This is a genomic window from Mycolicibacterium sp. MU0050, from assembly GCF_963378085.1.
GTDB classification, from domain to species: domain Bacteria; phylum Actinomycetota; class Actinomycetes; order Mycobacteriales; family Mycobacteriaceae; genus Mycobacterium; species Mycobacterium wendilense.
The window spans coordinates 3,952,474-3,978,270 of record NZ_OY726395.1 but is presented as its reverse complement, the minus strand read 5'-3'; the positions used below and the strand labels follow the sequence as shown (position 1 = coordinate 3,978,270).

Sequence of the window (25,797 nt, the reverse complement as noted above, 5' to 3'; positions counted from 1 at the left end):
CTGACCCGACAATGACTGAGACACAGGGCCCGGACTCTGGGCCTACCGAGCGGCCGCGCCTGGTCGACGTCGCCGTCTGGCTGGTGCTGGGTGGTGCGGTGCTGCTGATCTTCGGCGGCCTGATGTCGATCACGCTGAACTTCGACACGGTGCGGTCCATGGCCGACGAGTCGCTGAGCGACGAGGCCATCAACAACTACCTGACGCTGCACCGCGGCGCCGGCGTGTTCTGCATGGTGGCCGGGCTGTCGCTGGCCTTCGTCGCCAGCAAGACCCGCACCCGCGACGAGCGGTACCGCCGGTCGACGGTGGCGTTGTCGCTGGCCGGCGTCGTGCTGGTCGCGGTGCTCTCGCTGCTGGTCGGCACCAACATCGTCGCGCTGCTGGCGATGCTGCCGCTGATCGTGGCGGCGATGCTCTTGCGCAGGCCCGCGGCGACGGGATGGTTCGAACCCGCGGTGACCCGGACGGAGGACTCGGATGACTGAGCACGACCAGACGGATTCGGCACCCGAACCGGCCGCGGAGGTCTTGTTCGCCGAGCAGGGGGCCAGCTGGGCGTGGCTGCTGTCGGGGCCGGCGGCCGCGGGCGCGATGCTGGCGATCCAGCTCAGCAGCGGCATGGGCGTGCAGTGGGTGGTGCCGATCTCGTTCCTGGTCCTGGTGTCGGGGTTCGTCGCCCTGCAGGTCAAGGCCGCGCGTATCCATACCTCGGTCGAGCTCACCGCGACGCACCTGCGTCAGGGCACCCAGACGATCGGCGTCGAGGAGATCGTCAAGGTCTATCCCGCTCCGGTCGACGGCGGTCGCCGGCACTACGACGGCAGGATCCTCAATCGGAGCAACGCGCTGAGCAACCGCGCGATGAAGCAGGCGGGGCTGGACCCGGCCGAGTTCGCCGAGGAGGAGGCTCCGCCGCCGGCCCCCGACACGGACCGGGCCACGGTGGAGCGGTGGCAGTCGTCCCGGGCGTTGGGCGAGCTCACCGGCGTACCCCGCGGGCGCACCGGCATCGGCCTGCGGCTCACCGGCAAGCGCACGGCCCAGGCGTGGGCGCGTAACCACGCGGGCCTGCGGGCCGCACTGACCCCGCTGGTCGAGGGGCGGCGGTGACGTCGCCTCGACGGGCCGCCCTTGAGCTGTGCCTGGCGGCGTTGGCCGCCGCCGGCTGCGTGGCGAGCTGGCTGGCCGCGCGCGCCACCGTCGCGGTGGAGCCCGTCCTCGAGGGCGAACCGGCGACCACCTCGGTCACCTACCACCCGCCGCTGCTGGCCCTGGCGCTGTTCCTGGCGACGGCCGCCGGGGTCCTGACGGTGCTCGCGGTGGCGCGGCTGCGCCGAGCGTGATGCCGCTCACCCCCGGTTGGAACAGAGTGCGAAATCTGTAACACTGTCTCTCATGACCGAGTTGATGAACACCGAAGCGCTGCCCGACGCCGCGCCCCTGGGGCCCGACTCACTGGTCTGGCGCTACTTCGGCGACAACCGGATGTTCCTGATCGGGCCGCGCCCGGCCGTGCTGCAGAACATGCTCGCCGAGCTGGGCCAGGGCGTGCTGGACCACTCGGTGTTCTTCTCCGATACCGCCGAGCGGCTCCGGCGTACCATCCCGCCGATCTTCAACACCATCTACGGCGCGCAGGACAACCACGCCGGCCTCGACGTGCGCGACTACCACGTCAACATCAAGGGTGAGATGCCCGACGGGTCGCGCTACCACGCGCTGAACCCGGAGACCTACTTCTGGGCGCACGCCACCTTCGTCGAGCAGGTGCTGTATTTCGTCGACACCTTCGTCAAGCGCCTGACCGACGCCGAGCGCGAGCAGATCTACGCCGAATCCAAGACGTGGTACCGCCGCTACGGCGTCAGCGACAGCATCCTGCCCGCCGACTACGCCGAGTTCACCGCGTACTGGGACCGGATGATGGACACCGTCGTCGTCCCGCACAAGACCGCGAAATACGGCGTCGGCTACGTCACCAAGGGCTTCCCCAAGCCCAAGGCGTTCTCCCCGCTGGCGTGGAAGCTGATCGCCCCGGTGTTCAATCCGATGGCCGCCTTCCTGACCACCGGCGGTCTGCCGCCGCGCGCCCGCGACATGTTGGAGCTGCCGTGGAGCGACAAGCAGGAGCGCCGGTATCAACGTTTCGCCGCGGTGTGGCGGTCCAAGCCGGTGAACTGGATCTGGGATCGACTGCCGATGTCGGTGCGGTACAGCAAGTTTGCCTGCAAGGCCTATGCCCGAGAGGGTGTCCGGTCATAGTCGGCGGCAAGCCCGACACCGCCACCGCCGCGATCTTGGACGCGGCGGTGGTCGAATTCGAGCGGCACGGCTTTCGTCGCGTCGCCCTCGACGAGGTCGCTCGGCGCGCCAAGGTCAGCCGCACCACCATCTATCGGCGCTTCGCCGGCCGTGACGAGTTGGTCGCGGCGGTGATCGACCGCGAGAACGAGGCGCTGTTCGGTGAGATCGCCGAGCACATCAAAAGCGCTGGGGCGGGAGCGAATGTCTACGTAGAGGCGTTCACCGCGGCCATCCTGAAGTTCCGCGACCACCGGGTGCTCAACCGGATGCTCGTCGACGACCCGGCGCTGGCGCTGGAACTCGCCCACGAGCACTACGCCGCGGCGGTCGCGAGAATCGTTGCGGCCCTGCATGTCATCTTCCCCGAGGGGTTCGCGCAGCGGGTGGGGGAGCAGACGGTCTCGGCGCTGGCCGACAATATCCTGCGGTACTCGTTGATGGCGCTGTTGTTGCCCGCGCTGCAGCCGATGGCGACCGAGGACGACATCCGGGCGTTCGCCACCGCACACTTTCTGCCCAGCTTGCCTGCGGCACTGCGCGCCGTGCCCGTATAACGGGTGGCATGACTTCGCTGGATCGCATCGCACCTGCCTTCGTCGACATGGCCCATTCGATCGTCTGGGCGGCAGTGGCCACCGTGGACCCCGCGGGCCGGCCGCGCAGCCGCGTGCTGCATCCGTTGTGGGAGTACGACGGCACGGACCTGGTCGGCTGGATTGCGGTGGGGCCCACCCCGATCAAGCGGGAACACATTGCCGCGCAACCGGAGATCTCGATCAACTACTGGGCGCCCAACCATGACACCTGCAGCGCGGAGTGTTCCGTGGAGTGGGTGTTCGACGACGACGGCCGCGCCGCGGTGTGGGAGAAGTTCAAGACCGCGCCCGAACCGGTCGGTTACGACCCGGCGATCATCCCGGTCTGGCGCGGCGGCCCCACCGCGCCGGAGTTCGCGGCCTGGCGGTTGCGTCCGCACCGGCTGCGGGTGATGCCGGGCAGCGTCATGACCCAGGGCGCCGGCGAGGTGCTCACCTGGCGGCAATAGCCGACTTCGATAGCGCTGACAAAAGTCAGTAGATTCGGGTACACTCGAACGCATGTTCGAAGGATCGTCGCCGGGTGAGTTGGTCACCGTGGTCGAGGAGGCTTGCCGTGCGGAGTCGGCGATCCATGCTCGGCGGGCGGCGGCGATCGCGGCGTTGTTGTGGCAGCGCACCGCTGAGGCCGAGGGCCACGACCGCGACGATCCGGGTTATGCGTTGATCACCGGGTTCAACCGCACGTGTGCGGAGGTGGGTGCGGCGATGAACACCGCCCCGTTTTCCGCGCGGCGCCTGGTGGCCCAGGCCGAGGCGCTCGATGTCCGGTTGCCGCGGGTGGCGGCGCTGTTGGCCGAGGGGAAGATCAGCTGGTCGGAGACCGCGGCGATCATCACCGGCACCGACTACGTGGCCGTCGAGGTGATGCCCGCGGTGGATGCCGCGGTGGCCGAGAAGATCACCGGCTGGGACTGCTGGTCGCGGCGGCGGCTGCTCAACGCCGTCGCTGCCACCGTCAATGCTCTCGATCCCGAGGCCGCCAAGGAGCGCCGCAAGACCGCCGACACCGACCGCCGGGTCAGGCTCACGACCCAGCCCAACGGGATGGCGCGCCTGGATGCCCAGCTGGGTGCGCCGGCGGCGGTGCTGTTCGATCGGCGCCTCACCGAGATGGCCCGTGGGGTCTGTGGCGAGGATCCACGCACCCTCGATCAGCGTCGCGCCGATGCGATGGCCGCCCTCGGTGAAGGCCGCTCGACGCTGGGGTGTGCCTGTGCGAGCGCGGAGTGCCCGGCGGGCACCGAGGCCCCGGCGACGGGGCGGGTGGTCATCAACGTCATCGCCAGCGCTGAGACGCTGACCGGCCGCAGTGAGGATCCGGGGTATCTCGATGGTTACGGGGTCGTCGATGCTGTGCAGGTTCGTGCGCTGGCCGAGGCCGGGGCGGTGTTGCGGCCGACCGCCAAACCGGGGGCCGAGGCCGATGAGGTGTTGCGGCATCAGCCCGGTGCGGCGGTGGCCCGTTGGGTCCGGTGTCGCAGCCTGACGTGTAGTTTCCCGGGGTGTAACCGGTCGGCCTGGCGTGCTGATCTGGACCACACGGTGCCGTTCGATCACCGGCATCCGTTCGGTGGTGGGTGGACGTTGGCGGGCAATCTCGACGCGAAATGCCGTGAGCATCACCGGTTGAAGACCTTCCACACCGGTGCGGGTGGCTGGCAGAACACGCAACGTCATGACGGGACGGTGGAATGGATCTCGCCGACCGGGCGGGTCTACCGCAGCACCCCTGACGGTGCCGAGCTGTTTGGCGACATCGCCGTCGCGTGTGCGACGCCGGCGCCGTTGCCGCGTAACCGTCAGGCCGAGAAGGCCCGCCGCACCCGCCTGGCCCGGGAGGGGTTGGCGGTCAAACGTGCGGCCAACACCGAAACCCAACGCCTCAACGAGGCCCGCGCCCAGGAAATCGACCTACGCCAATGGCGCAACGAAGTCCGCCGCCGCCTGCACCTGCTCAAAGGCGCCCCCAGCACCAGCCCCTTCTGCAGCTGGGTCAACGACCCACCCGAAGACGAAACCATCACCGCCGACTGGCGACCCCCACCACCAGAACCCACCCCCGACCACGACCAACCACCCTTTTAAGTGCTGCGAAAAGTGCGCAGCCGCAGGCTGTTACCGACGACGAAGACGCTGGAGAACGCCATCGCTGCGCCCGCCAGCATGGGGTTGAGCAGCCCGAGCGCGGCCAGCGGAATCGCAGCGACGTTATAGGCGAACGCCCAGAACAGATTCCCCTTGATGGTGGCCAAGGTGCGACGGGACAGCCGGATCGCGTCGGCCGCGCTGCGCAGATCGCCGCGCACCAGTGTGATGTCGGCGGCCTCGATCGCGACGTCGGTGCCGGTGCCCATCGCCAGTCCCAGGTCCGCCTGGGCCAGCGCCGCCGCGTCGTTGACGCCGTCGCCCACCATCGCCACCGTCTTGCCCTCGGCCTGCAGCCCGGCGATCACGTCGGCCTTGTCCGCGGGCAGCACCTCGGCGATGACGGTGTCGATGCCCACCTCGGCGGCAATCTGTTCGGCGACCGCGGTGTTGTCGCCCGTGAGCAGCAGCGGGGTCAGGCCGAGGGACCTGAGCTGCGAGATGGCCTCGGCGCTGGTCGGTTTCACGGTGTCGGCGACCACCAGTACGCCGCGGGCCTGACCGTCCCAGCCGACGGCGATCGCGGTCTTGCCTTGGCGCTCGGCCGCGGCCTTGGCGGCCGCGAGGCCCGCGGGCAGCGGCCCGCAACGCTCGGTCACCAGCGCGTCGCGCCCGACGACGACGTCGTGCCCGGCCACGGTGCCCCGCACGCCTCGGCCCTCGACGTTCGCGAAGCCCTCGACCGTGGGCAGCGCACCGACCTCGGCCTCGGCACCCGCGGCGACGGCCCGCGCGATCGGGTGTTCGGAGGCGTGCTCGAGGGCGCCGGCCAGCGTCAGCAGGTGCGCGCGGTCGGTGCCGGGTGCGGTGTGCACCTCGGTCAGCGTCATCCGTCCGGTGGTGACCGTGCCGGTCTTGTCCAGGACGACGGTATCGACCGCCCGCGTCGACTCCAGTACCTCCGGGCCCTTGATCAGCACGCCCAGCTGGGCGCCGCGGCCGGTGCCGACCAGCAGCGCGGTCGGAGTGGCCAGACCGAGCGCACAGGGGCAGGCGATGATCAGGACGGCGACCGCGGCGGTGAATGCCGCGGACGCGGGGAAGCCTGCCAGCAGCCAGCCGGCCAGGGTGGCGACGGCGATCGCGATGACCACCGGCACGAACACCGCGGACACCCGGTCGGCCAGGCGCTGCACGTCGGCTTTGCCCGACTGGGCGTCCTCGACCAGCTTGGCCATCTTCGCCAGCTGGGTGTCAGAGCCGACGCGGGTTGCGCGGACCACCAGCCGGCCCCCGGCGTTGACCGTCGCGCCCGTCACGGCGTCGCCGGTGCTCACCTCGACCGGCATCGACTCGCCGGTCAGCATGGCGGCATCGACGGCCGAGCTGCCGGCGGTGATGACGCCGTCGGTGGCGAACTTCTCGCCGGGGCGGACCACGAACTCGTCGCCGACCCGCAGTTCATCGACCGGGACACGTACCTCGGTGCCGTCGCGCAGGACCGCGACATCCTTGGCGCCGAGTTCCATCAAGGCCCGCAGCGCCGCGCCGGCCTGGCGCTTGGAACGCTTCTCGAAGTAGCGGCCCGCGAGCACGAACATCGTCACCCCGGCGGCGACCTCGAGATAGATGTTGCCCGCCCCGTCAGAGCGGGCCACCGTCAGCTCGAAGGGGTGTTTCATGCCGGGAGTGCCCGCGGTGCCGAAGAACAGCGCATACATCGACCACAGCAGGGCGGCCGAGGTGCCCATCGAGATCAGGGTGTCCATGGTGGCCGCGCCCCGGCGGAGGTTGGCCCAGGCGGCCCGGTGGAACGGCCACGCCGCCCAGACGACGACGGGGGCGGCCAGCGCCAGGGACACCCACTGCCAGTAGGTGAACTGCAGCGCGGGAACCATGGCCAGCGCGATCACCGGGACCGACAGCACCACGGCGCCGATCAGGCGACGGCGCAGCCCGTTCAGCTCCGGGTCCGCGCCACCCTCGGCGTCATCCTCGGCACTGGCGGCGGCGGGCAGCGCTGCGGTGTAGCCGGTCTTCTCCACCTCGGCGATCAGGGCGGCGGCGTCGTAACCGCCCGTCGCGGACACGGTGGCCTTCTCCGTTGCGTAGTTGATGCTGGCACTGACCCCGTCGAGCTTGTTGAGCTTCTTCTCGATCCGCATGGCGCACGCCGCACAGGTCATGCCGCCGATGGTCAGCTCGATGTCGCCGTGCTGTTGCGTGGGCCGCGTCGCAGCCATGGCGCTGATCCTCCTGTTCAGGCGGGAACGGCTTCGTACCCGGCCTCGTCGACCGCGGCGAGGACCGGGGCGTCGTCCAGGTGTGCGCTGCTGGTCACGACGAGGGTGCCCGTTGCGGCGCTGACGTTCACCTGTTCGATGCCGGCGATCTTTGCGACCTCCTCACGCACCGCGGCCTCGCAGTGTCCGCAGGACATGCCGGTCACTCGGTATTCCTTCGTGGTCATCACACGCCTTCCTGGTACCCCAGGGGGGTATAGCAGTCTTGCCGGGAACGATACCCCCATAGGGTATACGACGCAATGGTTCCCACTCGACGCGGGGCCGGGGAGGCCGGCCGAAAGCCGTTGCCGACCGATAGTTCGCGATATATCGTTGATGTATCTGTAGGCGGCGTCAGTGGGGGGCCGCCGCAGCCGAAGGAGACGCCATGAACAACCTCTGGGAGCCGCCGCTGGGGGGCCTGGGCTACACCATCGTGGACCTGCGGACCCTGTACCGACAAAGCCTCGAGGGCCATCGCAAGCTGCGTGAAACGCTGCGCGAGCAGTTGCGCGACGGCTTGGGCGGGGGCGGTCGCAGTCGAAGCCGGCGCGGCGACGTCCGCGCCGCCATCCTCACCCTGCTCGCCGAGCGGCCGATGCACGGCTACGAGATGATCCAGGAGATCGCCGATCGCAGCCACGGCCTGTGGCGGCCCAGTCCGGGATCGGTGTACCCCACCCTGCAGTTGCTGGTCGACGAGGGTCTCATCGCTGCGATGGAGAGTGACGGCAGCAAGAAGCTCTTCGAGCTCACCGACGACGGTCGCGCGGCCGCGGAGAAGATCGAGACGCCGCCGTGGCAGCACCTCGCCGAGGGCTGGAAGGCCGCCGAGCCCAACCACCTGGACCTCACCAACGCGCTGACCCAGTTGATGGGCGCCGTCGGGCAAGCGGCGTCCACCGCAAGTGCCGACCAGCAGGAACGGATCATCGACATCGTCAACGCCGCCCGCCGTGACATCTATGGCGTGCTCGGGGAGTCCTGAGGTCGGGCTCCGCTACTCGCGGCGCAGCAGCACCGCATTCTCGAACGGCAGCCGCGGAAACAGGTTCTTGCCCCGGCCTTTGATCAGGGGCGCGGCCTCTGCCTTGCTGACCACCCGCGGGTCGACCACCGAGAAGGTACGACCACGGCGCGTCAGCTGACCGCCGCCGGCCGCGGTGATGTTCTTCAGCCAGTCCCGGTCGGGCCCGTAGGTCAACAGGATGGCGACGCCCTCATCGGTGGAGAACACGGTCAACGGGGTGCGATAGGGCTTGCCCGACTTGCGGCCCACGTGCTCGAGGATGCCGAAGGTCGGGGCCCGGCCGGCCCAAAGCCGCTGGATCGGGTTCGTCACGTACCGGTTCAATCGGGCCAGCCACTGCGGAAGTTGCATGGCGTCCATGAAACCTTGCATCGGCGATAAGGCCAAGACCTGCTGAAACGAGGCCGTTGGTTAACTTGTTGAAGGACAACAACAATATTGTGGCCCGGCCACAATCGCAGAAGGGACACTCACCTTGGCTGGCAAACGCACCCCGTTGATCGCGACCGTGGCGGGCCTGGCCGCCGCCGGTCTCCTGTTCGGCGCCGGCGCCGCGGGCGCGCAACCACACGGCGGCCTGCTCGACACCACCTGTAGCTACGCCCAGTTCCAGGCGGCCGCCCAGCAGCACGCGCCCGACCTGGCCGCCAACCCCGAGAAGATGGCCAAGTTCGAGCGCATCCTCAACATGCCGGTCGAGGAGCGTAAGGCCAAGGCCGAGCAGAAGCGCGCCGAGAAGGGCGAGATCAGCCCCGAGAAGCGCGAGAAGATGCGCGAATGGAAGGAATCCCCCGAGGGCCAGGCGAAGATCGCTGCCATGCGGACCGTCCTGGACACCTGCGGCCAGTTCTGACCTGAGATTTGGTGAAGCACCGCTGGCTCATGCCGGCGGTGTTTTACTTTGTCCCGCGACCATTGCGCGGGTCTTTGCAGTCCAGCCAAACTTGGGAAATGGCCTACCTGAAGCAGAACTGGTTTACCGCCAAGGTCCTCAACCGGATCGCGATGGCGACCGGACTGGCCGGCGCCGAGACCCTCACCGTCACGCGACGCACCACCGGTGAACCGCAGAAGATCCCGGTCGCGACCATCGTCGTCGACGGCGACCGATACGTGGTTTCCACCCGCGGCGAATCGCACTGGGTCAAGAACGTGCGGGCGACCCCGCAGGTCGGCCTGCGCAACCGCTCGGGGCTATCCCGCTATACCGCTGTCGAGATCCCCGTGGACGCCCGCCCGGCGATCATCGAGGCCTACCGATCCAAACTGGGAAAGGTGGTCGAGGGCTACTTTCGGGATCTGCCGGACGCGGCGGATCACCCGGTCTTCAAGCTGAGCCCCGCCTGAGCAACTACACCCTGTAGTTGCCGCCGGCCACGGTCCTGGGACACTGGTGGCCATGGCCAGTACCGATCAGTCCGCGAAACTGTTCGCCGAGGCCGTCGAGCTGATCCCCGGTGGTGTGAACTCGCCGGTGCGGGCGTTCAGCGCCGTCGGCGGCACGCCGCGCTTCATCACCTCGGCGCAGGGCTGTTGGCTCACCGACGCCGACGGGAACCGTTACGTGGACCTGGTGTGCTCATGGGGGCCCATGATCCTGGGCCACGCCCACCCGGCGGTCGTCGAGGCCGTCGCCGGGGCCGCGGCCCACGGGCTGTCCTTCGGCGCGCCCACCCCCACCGAGTCCGAACTGGCCGGCGAGATCGTCGGCCGCGTCGCGCCCGTGCAGAAGATCCGGCTGGTCAACTCCGGCACCGAGGCCACCATGAGTGCGGTGCGGTTGGCCCGCGGCTTCACCGGGCGGGCGAAGGTGATCAAGTTCTCCGGCTGCTACCACGGCCATGTCGACGCGCTGCTGGCCGACGCCGGCTCCGGGGTGGCGACGCTGGCGCTGCCGTCCTCGCCGGGGGTCACCGGGGCCACCGCCGCGGACACCATCGTCCTGCCCTACAACGACGTGGCCGCCGTCGAGGCGGCCTTCGCCGAACACGGTGACCAGATCGCCGTCGTCATCACCGAGGCCAGCCCGGGCAACATGGGCTGCGTGCCGCCCGCGGCCGGGTTCAACGCCGCGCTGCGTCGGATCACCGCCGAACACGGCGCGCTGCTGATCCTCGACGAGGTCATGACCGGCTTCCGGGTGAGCCGCAGCGGCTGGTACGGCCTCGACCCCGTCGACGCCGACCTGTTCACCTTCGGCAAGGTGATGAGCGGCGGGCTGCCGGCGGCCGCGTTCGGCGGCCGGGCCGAGGTCATGGACCGGCTGGCCCCGCTGGGCCCGGTGTACCAGGCCGGGACGCTGTCCGGGAACCCCGTCGCGATGGCCGCGGGACTGGCCACGCTGCGGGCGGCCGACGACGCCGTCTACGCCGCACTGGATGCGAACGCCGACCGGTTGGCCACCCTGCTGACCGACTCGCTGTCCGAAGCCGGTGTCGCACACCGGCTTCAGCGCGCCGGAAACATGCTCTCGGTGTTCTTCGGCGAGGATCCGGTCACCGATTTCGCCTCCGCGCGGGCCAGCCAGACCTGGCGCTTCCCGCCGTTCTTCCATGCGCTGCTCGACGCCGGGGTGTACCCGCCCTGCAGCGCGTACGAGGCCTGGTTCGTCTCGGCCGCCCTCGACGACGACGCGTTTGCCCGAATCGCCGACGCGCTGCCGGTGGCGGCGCGCGCCGCCGCGGCGGCAGAAGACCCGGAGGCCTGAGTTGACGGTGACGACGCGCGTCCACGTGATGCGCCACGGTGAGGTGCACAACCCCGAGGGAGTGCTCTACGGACGGCTGCCCGGTTACCGGCTGTCCGATCGCGGGCAGGCCCAGGCGCGGGCGGTGGCGGATGCGTTGGGCAACAACGACATCGCCGTGGTCATCGCCTCCCCGCTGCAGCGCGCGCAGGAGACCGCGGCGCCGATCGCGGCCCGGCACGGGTTGTCCATCGGCACCGACGAGGACCTGATCGAATCGGCGAACTTCTTCGAGGGCAAGCGGATGTCGCCCGGCGACGGGGTGTGGCGTCACCCCAAGGTTTGGTGGCAGGTCCGCAACCCGTTCACGCCGTCGTGGGGCGAGCCGTACCGGGAGATCGCCGCGCGGATGTCCGCCGCGCTGGAGCGAGCCCGGCTCAAGGGTGAGGGCCGCGAGGTGGTGTGCGTCAGCCACCAGCTGCCGGTGGAGACGCTGCGCCGGCACATGCAGGGCGTCCGGCTGGCGCACGACCCGCGCCGACGGCAGTGCAACCTGGCGTCGTTGACCACCTTCACGTTCACCGACGACCGGCTGACCGACGTGTCGTATTCGGAACCGGCGGCCGGCTTGTGAGCCTGCGCAGTCGGATCTTCGCGCTGCTGGCGCTGGCGTTGGCCGGCTGCCTGGCGCTGTCCGGCTGCGCCACCGGGGACGACGCCGTCGCCCAGGGCGGCACGTTCGAGTTCGTCGCACCCGGCGGGAAGACCGACATCTTCTACGACCCGCCGGAATCGCGCGGGCAGCCCGGCCCCATCCGCGGCCCCGACCTGATGGACCCCGAGCGGGAGCGTTCGCTCGAGGAGTTCGCCGGTGACGTCGTGGTGATCAACGTCTGGGGGCAGTGGTGCGGTCCGTGCCGCACCGAGATGACGCAGCTGCAGGAGGTTTACGACGCCACCCGCGATCAGGGCGTGGCGTTCCTCGGAATCGACGTGCGGGACAACGACCGTGACGCGGCCAAGGATTTCATCCTGGACCGCAACATCACGTTCCCGTCGATCTACGATCCGCCGATGCGCACCATGATCGCCTTCGGCGGCCGGTATCCGACCTCGGCGATCCCGTCGACCATCGTGCTCGACCGCCAGCACCGGGTGGCGGCGGTGTTCCTGCGGGAACTGCTCGCCGAGGACCTGCTGCCCTTGGTGCAGCGGCTGGCAGCCGAATCATGACCGGGGCCGCCGAACTGGCCGTCTCGGGGCCGCTGCTGCTGGCGCTGGGGCTCAGCCTGCTCGCCGGGCTGGTGTCGTTCGCCTCCCCGTGCGTGGTCCCGCTGGTGCCCGGCTACCTGTCGTATCTGGCCGCGGTCGTGGGTGTGGACGAGCGCGCCGACGCCGCCGAGGGGGCGCTGAAGCTCCGCACGCAGCGCTGGCGCGTCGCCGGTTCGGCGCTGCTGTTCGTGGCCGGGTTCACCGCGGTGTTCCTGCTGGGCACCGTCGCCGTACTCGGTATGACGACGTCGCTGATCACCAATCAGCTTGTGCTGCAACGGGTCGGCGGCGTCGTCATCATCGTCATGGGGCTGGCGTTCATCGGCTTCATCCCCGCGCTGCAGCGCCAGGCGCGTCTGTCCCCGCGGATGCTGTCGACGGTGGCCGGCGCGCCGCTGCTCGGTGCGGTGTTCGCGCTCGGCTGGACGCCGTGCCTGGGCCCGACGCTGACCGGCGTCATCACCGTGGCCTCGGCGACCGACGGCGCCACCGTCGCGCGCGGGGTGGCGCTGGTCATCGCCTACTGCCTGGGCCTCGGTCTGCCCTTCATCGTGTTGGCGCTCGGCTCCACCTGGGCGTTCGGCGCGCTGGGATGGCTGCGCCGGCACACCCGGACCATCCAGATCGTCGGCGGCGTGCTGTTGATCCTCGTCGGGCTGGCGCTGGTGAGTGGGCTGTGGAACGAATTCATCTCCTGGGTGCGCGATGCGTTCATCAGTGACGTGAGGCTGCCGATTTGAGCATTTTCGCGATGATCCGCAACACCTGGCGCGGGTTGACGTCGATGGGGACCGCGCTGGTGCTGTTGTTCCTGGTGGCGCTGGCGGCCATCCCGGGTGCGTTGTTGCCCCAGCGCAACCTGAACACCGGCAAGGTCGACGAATACATCGCGGCGCGTCCGACCCTGGGGCCGTGGCTGGACCGGTTTCAGTTCTTCGACGTGTTCTCCAGCTTCTGGTTCACCGCCATCTACGTGCTGCTGTTCGTCTCGCTGGTGGGCTGCCTGACCCCGCGGATGATCGAGCACGTCCGCACGCTGCGCGCGGTGCCGGTGGCCGCGCCGCGCAACCTCGGCCGGCTGCCCAAACACGCCGAGGCCGACGCGACCGGGGATCCGCGGGTCCTCGCCGAGCGGATGTCGCAGAAGTTGCGCGGCTGGCGCAAGGTGGTCCGGACCCCGGCGGGCCCGGACGGCCCGGTCGAACTGTCCGCGGAGAAGGGGTATCTGCGCGAGTTCGGCAACCTGGTGTTCCACTTCTCGCTGCTGGGCCTGCTGGTCGCGATCGCATTCGGCCGGATGCTGGGCTACGAGGGCAACGTCATCGTCATCGCCGACGGCGGCCCGGGCTTCTGCTCGGCCTCCCCGGCGGCGTTCGACTCGTTCCGCGCCGGCAACAGCGTCGACGGCACGTCGTTGGAGCCGATCTGTGTGCGCGTGCACGACTTCGAGGCGGAATATCTGCCCAGCGGCCAGGCCATCTCGTTCGCCGCTGACATCTCCTATCAGGCCGGCGACGACCTGGCCGCCGACAACTGGCGGCCCTACCCGCTGGCGGTGAACCATCCGCTGCGGGTGGCCGGGGACCGGATCTACCTGCAGGGTCACGGGTATGCGCCGACTTTCACCCTGCGGTTCCCCAACGGCGAGGTGCGCTCGCAGACCATCCAGTGGCGGCCCGACGATCAGCTCACCATGTTGTCGTCGGGCGTGGTGCGTATCGACCCGCCCGCGGGCATGTACCCCGACGTCGACGAACGCCGCAAGCAGCAGATCGCGGTGCAGGGCCTGCTGGCCCCCACCGAACAGCTGCACGGAACGTTGCTGTCGTCGAGCTATCCGGCGCCGAACAACCCGGCCGTCGCGATCGACATCTACCGCGGCGATACCGGCCTGGACTCCGGACGCCCGCAGTCGCTGTTCAGCCTCGATGAGCGGCTCATCGAACAGGGCCGGCTGGAGAAACTCGACCGGGTCAACCTGCGGGTGGGCGAAGAGGTCCGCCTCGACGACGGTTCGGTGCTGAGTTTCGACGCCGTCACCCCCTTCGTGAACCTGCAGGTCTCACACGATCCGGGCCAGGTCTGGGTGCTGGTGTTCTCGATGACGATGATGGCCGGCCTGCTGGTGTCCCTGGTGGTCCGGCGGCGCCGGATCTGGGTCCGTCTCACCACGGCAGCGGCCGGCGGTACCGTGAACGTCGAGCTCGGCGGGTTGGCGAGGACCGACAACTCGGGCTGGGGCGACGAATTCGAACGGCTCACCGAACGGTTGTTGGCCGCCGCTAGTGAAGAGAGAGTGCAATGAACAGCGAGCACGTGGATCTCGACCTGGCCCGGTACTCGGACTGGGCGTTCACCTCATCGGTCGTCGTGCTGATGGTGGCGCTGTTGCTGTTGGCGGTCGAGCTGGCCTACAGCCGCAGCCGCAAGGTGGCCGAACAGGAACTGGTGCACGCCGGGGCGGTCGCCGCCGACAGTGCCACCCCGGGTGTTGTCGTCGACGCGCCGCGGCGTTCCGTCGACGACCGGGTGGGCCGCACCGGGCTGGCGCTGGTCTATTTGGGCATCGCGCTGCTGCTGGCGTGCATCGTGTTGCGCGGCATGTCCACCGGCCGGGTGCCGTGGGGCAACATGTACGAGTTCATCAACCTGACCTGCTGGTGCGGTCTGGTGGCCGCCGCGGTGGTGTTGCGCCGTCCGCAGTACCGCACGCTGTGGGTGTTCGTCCTGGTTCCGGTGCTGATCCTGCTGACGGTGTCGGGCAAGTGGCTCTACAGTCACGCCGCCCCGGTGATGCCGGCCCTGCAGTCCTACTGGCTGCCGATCCACGTGTCGGTGGTCAGCCTGGGCTCCGGGGTCTTCCTGGTGGCCGGCGTCGCCAGCCTGTTGTTCCTGCTGAAGATGTCGCGGTTCGGGTCGCCGGGCGCCGAAGGCCCGGTGGCACGGGTCATCTCGCGGCTGCCCGATGCCCAGACGTTGGACCGGATCGCCTACCGCACCACCATCTTCGCCTTCCCGGTGTTCGGCTTCGGGGTGATCTTCGGCGCGATCTGGGCCGAGGAGGCCTGGGGGCGCTACTGGGGCTGGGACCCCAAGGAGACGGTGTCGTTCATCGCGTGGGTGGTCTACGCCGCCTACCTGCACGCGCGCTCGACCGCGGGCTGGCGGGACCGGAAGGCCGCCTGGATCAACGTGATCGGCTTCGTGGCCATGGTGTTCAACCTGTTCTTCATCAACCTGGTCACCGTGGGCCTGCACTCCTACGCCGGGGTGGGCTGACGCGCTTCGGTATAGGGTGCACACGCAACTGACGTCGATCCAGGGGGAACGGTCCATTGTCTGACCAACCGACGCACAGCGCGGATGCTCGCCACGGCAGGGACAACGACGAGCCGCCCACGTGGTTGCCGGGCCCGCCGCCCACCGATGAGGCCCCGCGGCATTCGGCCGATCCGGCCGAGACCATGCAGCTGCCCCGATACCCGTCCGGGGGATTTGGCGACGAGTCGCCGCAGTGGGGAGACGCGACGCCGCCGACCGGGTTCCCGGCCATGGGGCATTACGGCCCGTCGGGCCCGACGCCGGTCGGTCCGCCGCCGGGCCAGCCGTGGCCGCCGGCGCCGCCGGGAGCGTATCCGCCCGGCGCCGTGTTGCCGCCGCCCTACCGACCCGAGGTGCCGCAGACACCGTATCCCGACCTCTCGACCAACGCCCTGCTCAGGCCCGTCAAACCGGCACCGACGAGCGGTTGGCGCCGCTGGCTCTACCTGCTGTCGGGGAAGACGATCAACGTGGGGGAGAGCCCGAAGGACGCCCATCGCCGGAACCTGATCGCGCACGTCAACCACCCACTGCAGGGGTGCTATCGGATTGCGGTGCTCAGCCTGAAGGGCGGGGTGGGCAAGACCACCATCACCGCGACGCTGGGCGCCACCCTGGCCTCGATCCGCGGGGACCGGGTGGTCGCGGTGGACGCCAACCCCGACCGGGGCACCCTCAGCCAGAAGGTGGCGCTGCAAACCCCCGCCACGGTGCGCGACCTGCTGCGCGAGGCGGACCAGATCGAGCGCTACAGCGACGTGCGCCGCTACACCTCTCAGGGCCCGAGCCGGCTGGAGGTGCTGGCCTCCGAAACCGACCCGGCGGTCTCGGAGGCGTTCAGCTCCCAGGACTACGCGCGCACGCTGGAGGTTCTGGAGCGGTTCTACAGCCTGGTGCTCACCGACTGCGGGACCGGGCTGATGCATTCGGCCATGTCGGCGGTGCTGTCCAGCGCGGACACCCTGATCGTGGTCAGCTCCGGTTCGGTGGACGGCGCCCGCAGCGCCTCGGCGACGCTGGATTGGCTGGACGCCCACGGACACGAAGACCTGGTGCGCAACTCGGTGTGTGTGGTCAACGCGGTGCGTCCGCGGTCGGGCAAGGTCGACATGCAGAAGGTGGTCGATCATTTCTCGCGGCGGTGCCGTGCGGTCCGGTTGGTGCCGTTCGATCCGCACCTGGAGGAAGGGGCGGAGATCAGCCTGGACCGCTTGCAGCCGGCGACGCGGGATGCGCTCATCGACCTGGCGGCGGTGGTCGCCGACGGCTTTCCCAGCGAGGTCGGGCGGACCTAGCGCGGGTTGTTGTCGCCGTGGCTGAGCCGCCAGAGGAACTCTGGGTCGTCGTCGGGTCCGATGACGCGGGTCGGCGGGCGGTTGGCTTGTTCGCGGGTGAAGCGCCAACCGGCGTAGACCAGGGCCCCGATGATCAGGATGACGAGCAGGTAGAGCACTGAAACCTCCTTTGTTCGAATATACGCGGTATCGGTAGGCTCTGGCCCGTGGCTGAAGAACGCTCCACCGGCGCAATGGTGCTCGACATCCTCGTCTACACGGCCGCGCGCCTGGTCTTGGCGGGTGCGCTGGTCGCGCTCATCTTCTTCGGCGCCCACTGGGTCGGGGTCGGGGACATCCCTCTGGTGGTGGCGTTCCTGTTCGCCATCGTGATCGCGCTGCCGCTGGGCATCTGGCTGTTCGCGCCGCTGCGTCGGCGCGCCACGGCCAGCATCGCCGCGGTCGACGAACGTCGTCGCCGCGACCGCGAGCAGTTGCAGGCTCGGCTGCGCGGCGAGGAACCGCCCCAGGAGTAGGGCCTACAGCGAGGCCTTCAGCGCCGCGACGGTTTCCAGGTCTTCCAGCGCCGCGACCGCGCGCCGCAGCCCCTCCATGGCGATGTCCTCCACCTGCATGCCGCCCATCCCGGCGGTGATCAGCGCCGCGACGTAGGCGTAGAGCGCGGCCTCGCGGTAGCGCAGCCACAGCTCGTCGCGGTCCAGGTCGGGTCCGCCCGCGGCCACCAGCGCGCGGCGGTAGTCGTCGAGCAGCTCGCGCTGACCGGCGCGCCGATCCTCCGGGGTCATGCTGGTGACCAGGGTGTAGGCCAGTTCGCGCGACGGGTGTCCGCGCCGGACGGCCTGCCAGTCCAGCAATCCGGCGGCGCCGTTGCGGAAGTACACGTTGCCCGGGTGGGCGTCGCCGTGCATGACGGTGTGCGGCGGGCGGTCGATCAGGGTCGCCGCGGCGCGGTAGTTGTCGATGATGAAGCGGCCGGTCTCCAGCGGGATGGTGGTGCGGTCGGCCAGTCGCTTCACCGAGGCGTTCATCAACGATCCGGTGAGCAGCGAGGTGCTGTCCCCGGAGGCGGTGTAGAGCCAGTCCAGCGGTCCGCGGCCGGCGGGCAGCCGCTCCCAGAAGGCGCCGTGCAGCTTGGCCAGCCGCTCCACCACCTGCCCCGCCCGAGCCGGACTCAGCGGATGCAGGGTGTCGGGGAATTCGCACGCGTCGGCGGCCAGATCCTCGAGCACCAGGACGAACCGGCCCGTCAGGGGATCGAAGGTGGCGCCGTACGACCGCGGCACCCCGGTCAGGTCCGCGGACAGCTCGTTGTAGAACCGGACCTCGGTGTTGGCCAGCCGGCCGAGCTCGCCCATCAGCCGGGTGGCGGCGTTGTTGGCGGGCATCTTGACGAACACCGACTCGGGCACTCCCTCTCCGGTCAGCGCGAGCCGCGCCCGCGAGGAGGTACCCGCGTCCCCGCCGAGGACGGTCACCGAACTCACCGGACGCCCGAGCACCTTGGTCAGGACCGCGGCGTCGAGCGCTTCGACCGCGCGGGGCAGGCCCACCCGGGAGCCCAGGACGGCATCGGTGGCCACCCGCTGCATCCCGCGGCCGAGATGGCCGACCAGGCCGACCGACGACCGTGCCTGCTTCAGTGCGTTCTTCATCGCGATCCTCTGCTCGGGAAGTTCGGGGCAAACTTTACAGATTGGCGGTGGTTTGTCATTACTGCGGCGGCATCGTCCTCGGCGGCTCGTCAAGATTCCTTGACAGGCGGAAACGTGTCAAGTTACCTTGACATGTATGAGCGCTGCCCCGGACCCGCAGGCGCCGGACGCGGGCCTCGATCAGAGTTTGGCCGATATCGATCCGGCCGTGGGGTTGCGCGCCGTCGGCGCGCTGCAGCGACTGCAGGAGCGGCTCGAGGCGCTGCACGTCGCCAACGCGCGGGAGCAGGGCTGGAGTTGGCAGGCCATCGCCGACGCGCTCGGCGTCAGCCGCCAGGCCGTGCACCAGAAGTACACCCGGAGGAGGTGAGCCGATGTTCGAGCGGTTCAGCCGCAGCGCCCGCGCCGCCGTGGTCCTGGCCCAGGAGGAGGCCCGCGACCTGGGGGCCCGTGCCATCGGCCCCGAGCATCTGCTGCTGGGTCTGTTGCAGACTGCCGGCGCCGACCTTGCGGGGCTGCTGGCGGGCTACGGGCTGACCCCCGACGGCATCCGCGACCGCCTGGCACCAGACGGGGACGCCGGCTTCGAGGGGGACGCGGAAGCGTTGCGGCACATCGGCATCGACCTCCACGCGGTGCGCGACGCGGTGAACACCTCGTTCGGACCGGACGCGTTCGACGCGGCGCTGCACCGCTCCGGTCGGCGCCGCCGGCGCCGCGGCCCACTGCCGTTCAACCGCGCGGCCAAGAAGGCGCTGGAGCTGGCGCTGCGGGAGGCGTTGGCGCACAAGGACAAAACCATCTCCGGGGAGCATCTGCTGCTGGGCATGTTGCGCGGCGGCGACCCCGACGCCGTCGCCCTGATCACCGAGCACGTATACACCGCGCAGTTGCGCGCCGCGGTGATCGCCCTGCTCGACGCCGCCGCCTGATCAGGCCAGCGCCAGCGCGCCGGCCACCACGACCGACCACACCAGCATGGTCAGCCCCGTGTCGCGCAGCACCGGGATCAGCGCCGGGCCGGTGCCGCCCGAGGCTACCGGGAGCGCCGCGCGGACCGCCAGGGGCGCGGCCACCAACCCCAGCAGCGCCCACGGTGTGGCCGCCGCCAGCCCCAGCGTCGCCAGGCCTGCCAGCGCCAGCAGTGCCACGTAGAACCGGCGGGTGCGCGCGTCGCCGAGGCGCACCGCCAGGGTCATCTTGCCGGCGGTGGTGTCGGTCGGGATGTCGCGCAGGTTGTTGGCCACCAGCACCGCCGAGGACAGGAATCCCATGACCAGCGCGGCCAGCAGGCCGACCCAATCCACCCGCAGCGCCTGGGTGTATTGGGTGCCCAGCACGGCGACCAGGCCGAAGAACACGAACACCGCGATCTCGCCGAACCCGCTGTACCCGTACGGCTTCGAGCCGCCGGTGTAGAACCAGGCCCCGGCGATGCACACCGCACCGACCGCGGCCAGCCAGGGATCGCTGACCGCGACCAGCACCAGGCCGGCCAGCGCGGCGATCGACAGGCTGAGCACCGCGGCGCTCAGCACCGCGCGCGGGCGGGCCAGCTGGGCGCCCACCAGGCGCAGCGGCCCGACGCGGTCGTCGTCGGTACCGCGCACGCCGTCGGAGTAGTCGTTGGCGTAGTTGACGCCGATGATCAGGGCCACTGCGACGGCCAACGCCAGCAACGCCTTCCACCACACGGCCGCGCCGAGCCAGGCGGCGGCGCCGGTGCCGGCGATCACGGGAGCAACTGCGTTGGGCCAGGTTCGCGGACGGGCGCCCTGGATCCACTGCGCGACGGTGGCCATGCACTGATGGTCGCATGTCGCAGAATGGTCGGATGCTCGGAGTCATCGGCGGCAGCGGCTTCTACTCGTTCTTCGGCGCGGACGCGCGCACCGTCAGCGTCGACACCCCCTACGGGGCGCCCAGTGGACCCATCACCTTCGGCGCCGTCGGCGAGCACGAGGTGGCGTTCCTGCCGCGACACGGGGTCGATCACGAGTTCTCCCCGCACACCGTGCCGTACCGGGCGAACATGTGGGCGCTGCGGGCCCTCGGGGTGCGACGGATCTTCGGGCCGTGCGCGGTCGGCAGCCTGACCGACGAGTTGGGGCCCGGCGCGGTCGTCGTGCCGGATCAGCTGGTGGACCGTACCAGCGGTCGCGCCGCCACCTATTTCGATTCCGGTGGCATCCATGTCAGCTTCGCCGACCCGTACTGTCCGGACCTGCGGGCGGCCGCGACCGGGCTGCCCGACGTCACCGACGGCGGCACCATGGTGGTCATCGAGGGGCCCCGGTTCTCCACCCGGGCCGAGAGCCAGTGGTATGCGCGGCAGGGGTTCACCCTGATCAACATGACTGGATATCCGGAGTCGGTGCTCGCCCGCGAGTTGGAGATGTGTTATGCCGCAATCGCATTGGTCACCGATCTCGACGCTGGGGTGGAGGCCGGATCCGGGGTGCGCACGGTCGATGTGTTCGCCGAATTCCAGCGCAACCTCGCGCCGTTCAAGAAGCTGGTGCACGCGGCGCTGGATCGGGTCGCCGACGAGCAGGCCTGCGAGGACTGCCGGGCGCACGCGGGCGTCACGCTGCCGTTCGAGTTGCCGTAGCGCCGGAGATTGAACTATTGACACCCGTCAAGTCATACTTGGCGAATGAAGACACCGATCTGCGAGCAGTACGGCATCGACTTTCCTCTGTTCGCGTTCAGCCACTGCCGCGACGTGGTCGCCGCGGTGACCAACGCGGGCGGCCTCGGCGTGCTGGGCGGCACCGCGTACACCCCGGAACAGCTCGAACAGGAACTCACCTGGATCGACGAGCAGGTCAAGGGCAAGCCCTACGGCGTGGACATCATCGTGCCGGCCAAGTACGAGGGCAAGGGCGAGAAGGTGACCGGTACCCAGCTGGCCGACCGGATCCCGGCCGAATACCAGACCTACGTCACCGAACTGCTGGCCAGCCACGACATTCCCGTCGAGGAGAAGCGTCGGCTCGGCGACAGCAACCTGTCCGGCAACACCGGCGAGGCGCTGCTCGAGGTCGCGCTGCGGCACCCGATCAAGCTGATGGCCAACGCGCTGGGCGTGCCGCCGGACTACATGATCGAGGCCGGCCGCTCCTCGGGCGTGCCGGTGGCCGCCCTGGTGGGCGCCCGGGAACACGCCATCAAGCAGGCCCGCGCCGGTGTTGATCTGATCATCGCGCAGGGCACCGAGGCCGGCGGGCACTGCGGCGAGGTGTCCACGCTGGTCCTGGTGCCCGAGGTCCTGGCCGCACTGGCCGAGATCGGCAGCGACATCCCGGTGCTCGCCGCCGGCGGCATCGTGACCGGCCGGCAGATGGCGGGCTGCGTCGCGATGGGCGCGGCCGGCGCCTGGACCGGCTCGGTGTGGTTGACCACCGAGGAGGCCGAAACCGCGCCGCACACCGTGCAGAAGATGCTGGCCGCCTCCTCACGGGACACCATCCGTTCGGCCGGCCGGACCGGAAAGCCGTCCCGCCAACTGGTTTCGGACTGGACCGACGCCTGGGCGCCGAACCCCGGCAAGCAGCAGCCGCTGCCGTTGCCGCTGCAGTCCATGCTCGTCGAGCCCGTGCTGCGGCGGGTGGACAAGCTCGCCACCAACGGACACGAGGGTGCCCAGGCGTTGGCCACCTACTTCGTCGGCCAGGGGGTGGGCCTGATGAACAAGGTCAAGCCCGCGCGCGAGGTGGTGCTGGAGTTCATCGAGGACTACGTGGCCGCGGCCGAACGCCTCGCCGGATCCCTCGAGGATTGAGGCTCAGCACGGCTCAGCACGGCGAGGGCAGTCGCACCTCGAACCGCGCGCCGGTCTCGGTGTTGTGTGCCGAGACGGTGCCGCGGTGGGCCCGGATCAGGCCGGCCGCGATCGCCAGGCCCAGCCCGGACCCGCTGGGCAAAGACGGATCCGACCGCGGCACACGGTTGTTCGACCCGCGGTAGGCGACGTCGAAGACCTGGGTCAGGGCCTCGTCGTCGATACCCGAACCGGTGTCGTCGACGCGCACCCAGGCGCCCCGCTCGTCGCAGCCCATGGACATCGTCACCGAGCCGCCCTCGGGGGTATGGGCGATGGCGTTGGCGACGAGATTCGACAACACCCGGGTGAGGTCGCGGTGGCTGCCCGCCACCCGGACCGGGTCGGGGGGTACCACCGTCCGCAACTCGACCCCGGCCCGCTGCGCCACCAGCCGGTAGGCGGCCGCGACGTCGTCGAGCACCTGGTCGAGTTCCAGCGTGTCGAAGGCTGGCGCAATGGCCCCGCCGTTGATCTTGGACATCTCGAACAGGTCCTCCACCATCTCGGAGACCCGGATCGATTCCTGTTCGATGTGTCGGGCATGTCGGGCGATGTCGTCGTGGTCCACCAGGCCGTCGGCCATGGCCGCGGCCACCGTCCGGATACCCGCCAGCGGCGTCCGCAGGTCGTGGCTGACAAATGCGACCAGCTTGCGCCGCGAGTCCTCGGCCGCGCGCTCGGCATCGCGGATCTCCTTCTCCCACACCGTGCGTCGCGCCTGGTAGTGGCCCAGCATCACGGCGGCCGGGACCGTCACCACCGACACGATGACCACCACCACCGCGGTCTTGGCCGGCGTGCCGCTGATCATGAAGCCGCTCGCGCCGAGCACCCCGGTGAAGGTGGCGGCCAGCGGGATCAGCACCAGCACCACCATGCTGGCCGCCAAAGACCACGACCGCGCCAGCCGGACCAGCAGGCTGCCGGCCAGCACCACCGGCACGGTGCAGATCAGGACGACGCCGACGGTTTCGACCAGGCCGTCAGGCACAGTCATGGCTGGCGTCCTGCGCGGCGGGCGCATCCCGCCAGAAATAGCCGCGACCCCACACCGTATGGATCTGGTGATAGGCGCCGAGCTTCGCGCGCAGCCGCTTGACGTGCACGGTGACCGTGGAGAGGTCGCCGTAATCCCAGCACCACACCTGGTTGAGCAGTTCCTGTCGGCTGAACACGGTGTCGCGGTGGGTCAGGAAGAACACCAGCAGGTCGAATTCGCGATTGGTCAGGCCGACGGGTTTCCCGGCGACGGTCACGGCGCGGGCCGCGGCGGAGACCTTGATGGCTCCGGCGGTGATCTCGCTGGGTTGCGGGGTCGAGGCGCCCGGAGCCCGCCGCAGCAGCGAACGCACCCGCAGCGTCAACTCGCGGGGGCTGAAGGGTTTGGTCACGTAGTCGTCGGCGCCGGCCTCCAGCCCGGCGATGCGGTCGCCCTCTTCGCCCAGGGCGGTGAGCAGGATGACGGGCAGGCTGAAGTCGCCGCCGCGACGGAGATTGCGGACCAGCGCGAGCCCGCTGGAGCCGGGCAACAGCACGTCGATGACCGCGACGTCCACCTGCCCGCCTTCGAGCACCCGCTGCGCTTCGTGGCCGTCACCGGCCACCGCGACCGTCATGCCCTCGCGTTCCAGGTAGCGCCGCACCATGTCGCGGACGACGATGTCGTCGTCGGCCACCAGGACACGCGCCGTCATGGGCCATCTGTACCCCGAAGCGGGTCCGGTGAAACCCCACGACCAGCGGCGATGACGGCGGTTTGGCGCCGCCGGCCCGGGTCCGGCGAGACTGGAGGCCATGTCCGATCGGCCGCCGCACCATCCGCTCCGGGCGGTACTTGCGTTGACCGTGCCCATCGGCCTGGCGTTCATCCCGCTGGGGATGGCGCTGGGGATCCTCGTCGTCAACGCGGGCCTGGACTGGTGGTGGGCGCCGGTGTTCGCCGCGGTGATCTACGCCGGCTCGTTGGAGTTCCTCATGGTGGGGCTCGCGGCGACGGGGGCGCCGGTGGCCACCGTTGCGCTGACCGCCTTCGTGGTGAACTCCCGGCACGTGTTCTACGCCCTGTCGTTCCCGCTGCAGCGGGTGCGCGGCTGGTGGCTGAAGCTGTTCAGCACCTTCGCGCTGTCCGACGAGGCGTACGCCGTCGCGGTCAGTCCCGCCGCGGCGACGTGGACCACCCGCCAGATTGTGTTGATGCAGTTGATGCTTCAGTGCCTGTGGGTGACGGGCGCGGCCTCGGGCGCGGCGCTGGGGACCGTGCTGCCCATCGACCGGCTCGAGGGGCTCGACTTCGCGCTGACGGCCCTGTTCGTGGTGCTGGCCATCGAGGCCTACCGGCAGCGCCCGGACCGGCTGACCGCGGCGACGGCGGCGTTGTGTGCGGTGGCGGCCTGGATCGTGGTGCCCGGCCAGCTGCTGATCGCCGCGTTCGCCGCGTTCACCGCCGCGCTGGCGGTGCGGTTCCTGCGACGCCCGGCGCGGGCGGGCTGAGCCGTGCCGGACAACAGCTACATCGCACTGTTGGTGGGCGTCGCGGCGGCCATCACCTGGCTGCTGCGCGCGCTGCCGTTCGCGGGCCTGGCCCCGATGCGCAACAGCGAGCTGGTCAAGTACCTGGGCCTGCACATGCCCCTCGGGGTGATGGTGATGCTGTTGATCTACACGCTTCGGCCCGGGGTCGCCGCCGGCGGCCTCGACGTGCTGTGGCTCGGCATCGCGGTGCTGGTGACGGCGGGTCTGCACTGGTGGCGCGCGCAGGCGCTGCTGAGCATCGTCGCCGGCACCGCGGTCTACGTCGTGCTGATGACGCTGTGGTGAGCCGGCGTCAGTACAGCACCTTGCGCATGTTGTCCTCGTCGTAGTAGCCCCGCAGTTCCTCGAGGCTCATGCCGGTGCGCATGGCGTGCGCCATCTGGGCGACGCTGGGCAGCGCGGTGGGGTTCCACGTCTCCGGTTGCCAGGCGTCGGCGCGCAGGAACGCCCGCGAGCAGTGGAAGAACACCTCCTCGACGGCGATCTCCAGCGCCAGGATGGGGCGCTTGCCGCCGATGCTCATCGACTCGAAATAGTCGGCGTCAGACAGCACCGTCGCGCGGCCGTTGATCCGCAGGGTGTCGCCGCGGCCGGGGATCACGAACAGCGTGCCGACGTGCGGGCGCTGCAGCACATTTTGGAAGCCGTCGACGCGCTTGTTGCCGGGACGCTCGGGGATGGCGATGGTGGTGGCGTCGATGACGTGCACGAAACCCGGCGGGTCGCCCTTGGGGGAGACGTCGACGCGGCCGTCGGCGTCGGTGGTGGCCACGAACGCCAACGGGGAATGCGCCAGCCAATCGCGGTGAATGGGCTTGAGCGCGTCGCCGACCTTGTTGGCGACGTACTCGTTGGGATGCCCCACGATCTCGCGGAGCGCTTCGACGGTGCTGACTTCTCGGCGCAT

At 69.9% G+C, this 25,797-nt stretch carries 33 protein-coding genes; 24 read left to right on the top strand and 9 right to left on the bottom strand.

Features of this window, described 5'->3' with window-relative positions:
* Positions 1 to 11: 11 nt before the first annotated feature.
* Genes R2K23_RS19025 through R2K23_RS18995 form a run of 7 tightly spaced genes read left to right on the top strand, consistent with a single transcriptional unit; the run spans position 12 to position 4,991 of the window.
* Complete coding sequence (locus R2K23_RS19025; protein WP_316511742.1) at positions 12 to 488, top strand: hypothetical protein; 477 nt, start codon at positions 12 to 14, stop codon at positions 486 to 488.
* Complete coding sequence (locus R2K23_RS19020; protein WP_316511740.1) at positions 481 to 1,113, top strand: DUF3093 domain-containing protein; 633 nt, start codon at positions 481 to 483, stop codon at positions 1,111 to 1,113. The genes R2K23_RS19025 and R2K23_RS19020 overlap by 8 nt, the downstream gene beginning before the upstream one ends.
* Positions 1,110 to 1,346 (top strand): hypothetical protein, encoded by a 237-nt coding sequence (locus tag R2K23_RS19015; RefSeq protein WP_316511738.1) that lies wholly within the window; start codon positions 1,110 to 1,112, stop codon positions 1,344 to 1,346. Before R2K23_RS19020 ends, R2K23_RS19015 begins: the two co-directional genes overlap by 4 nt.
* Before the next feature lie 52 nt (positions 1,347 to 1,398).
* The gene (locus R2K23_RS19010; RefSeq protein WP_316511736.1) at positions 1,399 to 2,265 is read left to right on the top strand and encodes an oxygenase MpaB family protein; all 867 of its coding nucleotides are present in this window, start codon (positions 1,399 to 1,401) and stop codon (positions 2,263 to 2,265) included.
* The gene (locus tag R2K23_RS19005) at positions 2,262 to 2,861 is read left to right on the top strand and encodes a TetR/AcrR family transcriptional regulator (RefSeq protein ID WP_316517408.1); all 600 of its coding nucleotides are present in this window, start codon (positions 2,262 to 2,264) and stop codon (positions 2,859 to 2,861) included. The genes R2K23_RS19010 and R2K23_RS19005 overlap by 4 nt, the downstream gene beginning before the upstream one ends.
* An 8-nt stretch (positions 2,862 to 2,869) precedes the next feature.
* Positions 2,870 to 3,352, top strand: coding sequence for a pyridoxamine 5'-phosphate oxidase family protein (locus tag R2K23_RS19000; RefSeq protein ID WP_316511734.1), 483 nt, complete (start codon positions 2,870 to 2,872; stop codon positions 3,350 to 3,352).
* A gap of 52 nt (positions 3,353 to 3,404) precedes the next feature.
* Positions 3,405 to 4,991: an HNH endonuclease signature motif containing protein gene (locus R2K23_RS18995; protein WP_316511732.1), complete on the top strand. Its 1,587-nt coding sequence runs from the start codon at positions 3,405 to 3,407 to the stop codon at positions 4,989 to 4,991.
* On the opposite strand, the gene R2K23_RS18990 is transcribed toward R2K23_RS18995, so the two are convergent.
* Positions 4,988 to 7,234: a heavy metal translocating P-type ATPase gene (locus R2K23_RS18990; RefSeq protein ID WP_316511730.1), complete on the bottom strand. Its 2,247-nt coding sequence runs from the start codon at positions 7,232 to 7,234 to the stop codon at positions 4,988 to 4,990. The two genes, R2K23_RS18995 and R2K23_RS18990, sit on opposite strands and share 4 nt — an antisense overlap.
* A gap of 17 nt (positions 7,235 to 7,251) precedes the next feature.
* Complete coding sequence (locus tag R2K23_RS18985) at positions 7,252 to 7,461, bottom strand: heavy-metal-associated domain-containing protein (RefSeq protein ID WP_316511728.1); 210 nt, start codon at positions 7,459 to 7,461, stop codon at positions 7,252 to 7,254.
* A 203-nt stretch (positions 7,462 to 7,664) separates the two neighbouring features.
* On the opposite strand from R2K23_RS18985, the gene R2K23_RS18980 reads away from it, so the two are divergent.
* Complete coding sequence (locus R2K23_RS18980) at positions 7,665 to 8,264, top strand: PadR family transcriptional regulator (RefSeq protein WP_316511727.1); 600 nt, start codon at positions 7,665 to 7,667, stop codon at positions 8,262 to 8,264.
* Positions 8,265 to 8,276: 12 nt separating this feature from the next.
* Here R2K23_RS18980 and R2K23_RS18975 read toward each other — a convergent pair whose 3' ends face one another.
* Complete coding sequence (locus R2K23_RS18975) at positions 8,277 to 8,657, bottom strand: nitroreductase family deazaflavin-dependent oxidoreductase (protein WP_316511726.1); 381 nt, start codon at positions 8,655 to 8,657, stop codon at positions 8,277 to 8,279.
* Between the two features lie 124 nt (positions 8,658 to 8,781).
* Between R2K23_RS18975 and R2K23_RS18970 the strand changes: the two genes are divergently transcribed.
* The 9 genes from R2K23_RS18970 to R2K23_RS18930 all read left to right on the top strand — a co-directional run bounded on the left by R2K23_RS18970 (position 8,782) and on the right by R2K23_RS18930 (position 16,880).
* Positions 8,782 to 9,159, top strand: a complete 378-nt coding sequence (locus R2K23_RS18970) for a hypothetical protein (RefSeq protein ID WP_316511724.1) — start codon at positions 8,782 to 8,784, stop codon at positions 9,157 to 9,159.
* A 98-nt stretch (positions 9,160 to 9,257) separates the two neighbouring features.
* The gene (locus R2K23_RS18965; RefSeq protein WP_316511723.1) at positions 9,258 to 9,653 is read left to right on the top strand and encodes a nitroreductase/quinone reductase family protein; all 396 of its coding nucleotides are present in this window, start codon (positions 9,258 to 9,260) and stop codon (positions 9,651 to 9,653) included.
* A 52-nt stretch (positions 9,654 to 9,705) separates the two neighbouring features.
* On the top strand, positions 9,706 to 11,013 hold the full coding sequence (hemL, locus tag R2K23_RS18960; protein WP_316511721.1) for a glutamate-1-semialdehyde 2,1-aminomutase: 1,308 nt from the start codon (positions 9,706 to 9,708) through the stop codon (positions 11,011 to 11,013).
* A gap of 28 nt (positions 11,014 to 11,041) precedes the next feature.
* Positions 11,042 to 11,626, top strand: coding sequence for a histidine phosphatase family protein (locus R2K23_RS18955; RefSeq protein ID WP_396893644.1), 585 nt, complete (start codon positions 11,042 to 11,044; stop codon positions 11,624 to 11,626).
* Positions 11,623 to 12,225 (top strand): TlpA disulfide reductase family protein, encoded by a 603-nt coding sequence (locus R2K23_RS18950; protein WP_396892355.1) that lies wholly within the window; start codon positions 11,623 to 11,625, stop codon positions 12,223 to 12,225. The genes R2K23_RS18955 and R2K23_RS18950 overlap by 4 nt, the downstream gene beginning before the upstream one ends.
* Complete coding sequence (locus R2K23_RS18945) at positions 12,222 to 13,004, top strand: cytochrome c biogenesis CcdA family protein (RefSeq protein WP_316511718.1); 783 nt, start codon at positions 12,222 to 12,224, stop codon at positions 13,002 to 13,004. Before R2K23_RS18950 ends, R2K23_RS18945 begins: the two co-directional genes overlap by 4 nt.
* An 11-nt stretch (positions 13,005 to 13,015) precedes the next feature.
* Positions 13,016 to 14,569 carry a cytochrome c biogenesis protein ResB gene (gene resB / locus R2K23_RS18940; protein WP_316517405.1) on the top strand — a complete coding sequence of 518 codons (1,554 nt, stop codon included), beginning with the start codon at positions 13,016 to 13,018 and terminating at the stop codon, positions 14,567 to 14,569.
* Positions 14,566 to 15,543: a c-type cytochrome biogenesis protein CcsB gene (gene ccsB / locus R2K23_RS18935; protein ID WP_316511716.1), complete on the top strand. Its 978-nt coding sequence runs from the start codon at positions 14,566 to 14,568 to the stop codon at positions 15,541 to 15,543. Before resB ends, ccsB begins: the two co-directional genes overlap by 4 nt.
* Positions 15,544 to 15,728: 185 nt before the next feature.
* Positions 15,729 to 16,880 carry a MinD/ParA family ATP-binding protein gene (locus R2K23_RS18930; RefSeq protein ID WP_396893642.1) on the top strand — a complete coding sequence of 384 codons (1,152 nt, stop codon included), beginning with the start codon at positions 15,729 to 15,731 and terminating at the stop codon, positions 16,878 to 16,880.
* Here the strand turns inward: R2K23_RS18930 and R2K23_RS18925 are convergent.
* Positions 16,877 to 17,038, bottom strand: coding sequence for a hypothetical protein (locus tag R2K23_RS18925; RefSeq protein ID WP_316511714.1), 162 nt, complete (start codon positions 17,036 to 17,038; stop codon positions 16,877 to 16,879). The genes R2K23_RS18930 and R2K23_RS18925 overlap by 4 nt on opposite strands.
* A gap of 48 nt (positions 17,039 to 17,086) precedes the next feature.
* Here R2K23_RS18925 and R2K23_RS18920 point away from each other — a divergent pair, with 48 nt between their 5' ends.
* Positions 17,087 to 17,395: a DUF4229 domain-containing protein gene (locus R2K23_RS18920; RefSeq protein WP_396892352.1), complete on the top strand. Its 309-nt coding sequence runs from the start codon at positions 17,087 to 17,089 to the stop codon at positions 17,393 to 17,395.
* Positions 17,396 to 17,398: 3 nt separating this feature from the next.
* Here the strand turns inward: R2K23_RS18920 and R2K23_RS18915 are convergent, their stop codons facing one another.
* Positions 17,399 to 18,532, bottom strand: coding sequence for a phosphotransferase (locus R2K23_RS18915; protein WP_316511712.1), 1,134 nt, complete (start codon positions 18,530 to 18,532; stop codon positions 17,399 to 17,401).
* A 136-nt stretch (positions 18,533 to 18,668) separates the two neighbouring features.
* Here R2K23_RS18915 and R2K23_RS18910 point away from each other — a divergent pair, with 136 nt between their 5' ends.
* Together R2K23_RS18910 and R2K23_RS18905 are read left to right on the top strand one after the other, a co-directional pair.
* Positions 18,669 to 18,902 carry a helix-turn-helix domain-containing protein gene (locus R2K23_RS18910; protein ID WP_316511710.1) on the top strand — a complete coding sequence of 78 codons (234 nt, stop codon included), beginning with the start codon at positions 18,669 to 18,671 and terminating at the stop codon, positions 18,900 to 18,902.
* 4 nt (positions 18,903 to 18,906) lie between these two features.
* Positions 18,907 to 19,464 (top strand): Clp protease N-terminal domain-containing protein, encoded by a 558-nt coding sequence (locus R2K23_RS18905; protein WP_316511709.1) that lies wholly within the window; start codon positions 18,907 to 18,909, stop codon positions 19,462 to 19,464.
* Here R2K23_RS18905 and R2K23_RS18900 read toward each other — a convergent pair whose 3' ends face one another.
* On the bottom strand, positions 19,465 to 20,334 hold the full coding sequence (locus R2K23_RS18900; protein ID WP_316511707.1) for a 1,4-dihydroxy-2-naphthoate polyprenyltransferase: 870 nt from the start codon (positions 20,332 to 20,334) through the stop codon (positions 19,465 to 19,467).
* 14 nt (positions 20,335 to 20,348) lie between these two features.
* Between R2K23_RS18900 and R2K23_RS18895 the strand changes: the two genes are divergently transcribed.
* Positions 20,349 to 21,143: an S-methyl-5'-thioadenosine phosphorylase gene (locus R2K23_RS18895; RefSeq protein ID WP_316511705.1), complete on the top strand. Its 795-nt coding sequence runs from the start codon at positions 20,349 to 20,351 to the stop codon at positions 21,141 to 21,143.
* A 45-nt stretch (positions 21,144 to 21,188) separates the two neighbouring features.
* On the top strand, positions 21,189 to 22,316 hold the full coding sequence (locus tag R2K23_RS18890) for a nitronate monooxygenase (RefSeq protein ID WP_316511703.1): 1,128 nt from the start codon (positions 21,189 to 21,191) through the stop codon (positions 22,314 to 22,316).
* A gap of 13 nt (positions 22,317 to 22,329) precedes the next feature.
* On the opposite strand, the gene R2K23_RS18885 is transcribed toward R2K23_RS18890, so the two are convergent.
* Both R2K23_RS18885 and R2K23_RS18880 read right to left on the bottom strand, forming a co-directional pair.
* The gene (locus tag R2K23_RS18885) at positions 22,330 to 23,355 is read right to left on the bottom strand and encodes a sensor histidine kinase (RefSeq protein ID WP_316511702.1); all 1,026 of its coding nucleotides are present in this window, start codon (positions 23,353 to 23,355) and stop codon (positions 22,330 to 22,332) included.
* Positions 23,342 to 24,052: a response regulator transcription factor gene (locus R2K23_RS18880; RefSeq protein ID WP_316511701.1), complete on the bottom strand. Its 711-nt coding sequence runs from the start codon at positions 24,050 to 24,052 to the stop codon at positions 23,342 to 23,344. Before R2K23_RS18880 ends, R2K23_RS18885 begins: the two co-directional genes overlap by 14 nt.
* Positions 24,053 to 24,152: 100 nt before the next feature.
* Between R2K23_RS18880 and R2K23_RS18875 the strand changes: the two genes are divergently transcribed.
* Together R2K23_RS18875 and R2K23_RS18870 are read left to right on the top strand one after the other, a co-directional pair.
* Positions 24,153 to 24,848, top strand: coding sequence for an AzlC family ABC transporter permease (locus R2K23_RS18875; RefSeq protein WP_316511699.1), 696 nt, complete (start codon positions 24,153 to 24,155; stop codon positions 24,846 to 24,848).
* A 3-nt stretch (positions 24,849 to 24,851) separates the two neighbouring features.
* Positions 24,852 to 25,175, top strand: a complete 324-nt coding sequence (locus R2K23_RS18870; protein WP_316511697.1) for a branched-chain amino acid transporter permease — start codon at positions 24,852 to 24,854, stop codon at positions 25,173 to 25,175.
* 7 nt (positions 25,176 to 25,182) lie between these two features.
* Here R2K23_RS18870 and R2K23_RS18865 read toward each other — a convergent pair whose 3' ends face one another.
* Positions 25,183 to 25,797 carry a pyridoxamine 5'-phosphate oxidase family protein gene (locus tag R2K23_RS18865; protein WP_316511695.1) on the bottom strand — a complete coding sequence of 205 codons (615 nt, stop codon included), beginning with the start codon at positions 25,795 to 25,797 and terminating at the stop codon, positions 25,183 to 25,185.

Excerpts from the sequence above, each read along its gene's own strand:
- R2K23_RS18985 (WP_316511728.1), bottom strand. The coding sequence starts at position 7,461 with ATGACCACGAAGGAATACCGAGTGACCGGCATGTCCTGCGGACACTGC.
- R2K23_RS18965 (WP_316511723.1), top strand. The coding sequence starts at position 9,258 with ATGGCCTACCTGAAGCAGAACTGGTTTACCGCCAAGGTCCTCAACCGG.
- R2K23_RS18890 (WP_316511703.1), top strand. The coding sequence starts at position 21,189 with ATGAAGACACCGATCTGCGAGCAGTACGGCATCGACTTTCCTCTGTTC.
- R2K23_RS18930 (WP_396893642.1), top strand. The coding sequence starts at position 15,729 with ATGCAGCTGCCCCGATACCCGTCCGGGGGATTTGGCGACGAGTCGCCG.
- R2K23_RS18900 (WP_316511707.1), bottom strand. The coding sequence starts at position 20,334 with ATGGCCACCGTCGCGCAGTGGATCCAGGGCGCCCGTCCGCGAACCTGG.
- R2K23_RS18895 (WP_316511705.1), top strand. The coding sequence starts at position 20,349 with ATGTCGCAGAATGGTCGGATGCTCGGAGTCATCGGCGGCAGCGGCTTC.
- R2K23_RS18875 (WP_316511699.1), top strand. The coding sequence starts at position 24,153 with ATGTCCGATCGGCCGCCGCACCATCCGCTCCGGGCGGTACTTGCGTTG.
- R2K23_RS18980 (WP_316511727.1), top strand. The coding sequence starts at position 7,665 with ATGAACAACCTCTGGGAGCCGCCGCTGGGGGGCCTGGGCTACACCATC.
- hemL (WP_316511721.1), top strand. The coding sequence starts at position 9,706 with ATGGCCAGTACCGATCAGTCCGCGAAACTGTTCGCCGAGGCCGTCGAG.
- R2K23_RS18865 (WP_316511695.1), bottom strand. The coding sequence starts at position 25,797 with ATGCGCCGAGAAGTCAGCACCGTCGAAGCGCTCCGCGAGATCGTGGGG.
- R2K23_RS18945 (WP_316511718.1), top strand. The coding sequence starts at position 12,222 with ATGACCGGGGCCGCCGAACTGGCCGTCTCGGGGCCGCTGCTGCTGGCG.
- R2K23_RS18955 (WP_396893644.1), top strand. The coding sequence starts at position 11,042 with ATGCGCCACGGTGAGGTGCACAACCCCGAGGGAGTGCTCTACGGACGG.
- R2K23_RS19020 (WP_316511740.1), top strand. The coding sequence starts at position 481 with ATGACTGAGCACGACCAGACGGATTCGGCACCCGAACCGGCCGCGGAG.
- R2K23_RS18995 (WP_316511732.1), top strand. The coding sequence starts at position 3,405 with ATGTTCGAAGGATCGTCGCCGGGTGAGTTGGTCACCGTGGTCGAGGAG.
- R2K23_RS19025 (WP_316511742.1), top strand. The coding sequence starts at position 12 with ATGACTGAGACACAGGGCCCGGACTCTGGGCCTACCGAGCGGCCGCGC.
- R2K23_RS19000 (WP_316511734.1), top strand. The coding sequence starts at position 2,870 with ATGACTTCGCTGGATCGCATCGCACCTGCCTTCGTCGACATGGCCCAT.
- R2K23_RS18915 (WP_316511712.1), bottom strand. The coding sequence starts at position 18,532 with ATGAAGAACGCACTGAAGCAGGCACGGTCGTCGGTCGGCCTGGTCGGC.
- R2K23_RS18990 (WP_316511730.1), bottom strand. The coding sequence starts at position 7,234 with ATGGCTGCGACGCGGCCCACGCAACAGCACGGCGACATCGAGCTGACC.
- R2K23_RS18975 (WP_316511726.1), bottom strand. The coding sequence starts at position 8,657 with ATGCAACTTCCGCAGTGGCTGGCCCGATTGAACCGGTACGTGACGAAC.
- ccsB (WP_316511716.1), top strand. The coding sequence starts at position 14,566 with ATGAACAGCGAGCACGTGGATCTCGACCTGGCCCGGTACTCGGACTGG.
- R2K23_RS18885 (WP_316511702.1), bottom strand. The coding sequence starts at position 23,355 with ATGACTGTGCCTGACGGCCTGGTCGAAACCGTCGGCGTCGTCCTGATC.
- R2K23_RS18905 (WP_316511709.1), top strand. The coding sequence starts at position 18,907 with ATGTTCGAGCGGTTCAGCCGCAGCGCCCGCGCCGCCGTGGTCCTGGCC.
- R2K23_RS19010 (WP_316511736.1), top strand. The coding sequence starts at position 1,399 with ATGACCGAGTTGATGAACACCGAAGCGCTGCCCGACGCCGCGCCCCTG.
- resB (WP_316517405.1), top strand. The coding sequence starts at position 13,016 with ATGATCCGCAACACCTGGCGCGGGTTGACGTCGATGGGGACCGCGCTG.
- R2K23_RS18910 (WP_316511710.1), top strand. The coding sequence starts at position 18,669 with ATGAGCGCTGCCCCGGACCCGCAGGCGCCGGACGCGGGCCTCGATCAG.
- R2K23_RS18880 (WP_316511701.1), bottom strand. The coding sequence starts at position 24,052 with ATGACGGCGCGTGTCCTGGTGGCCGACGACGACATCGTCGTCCGCGAC.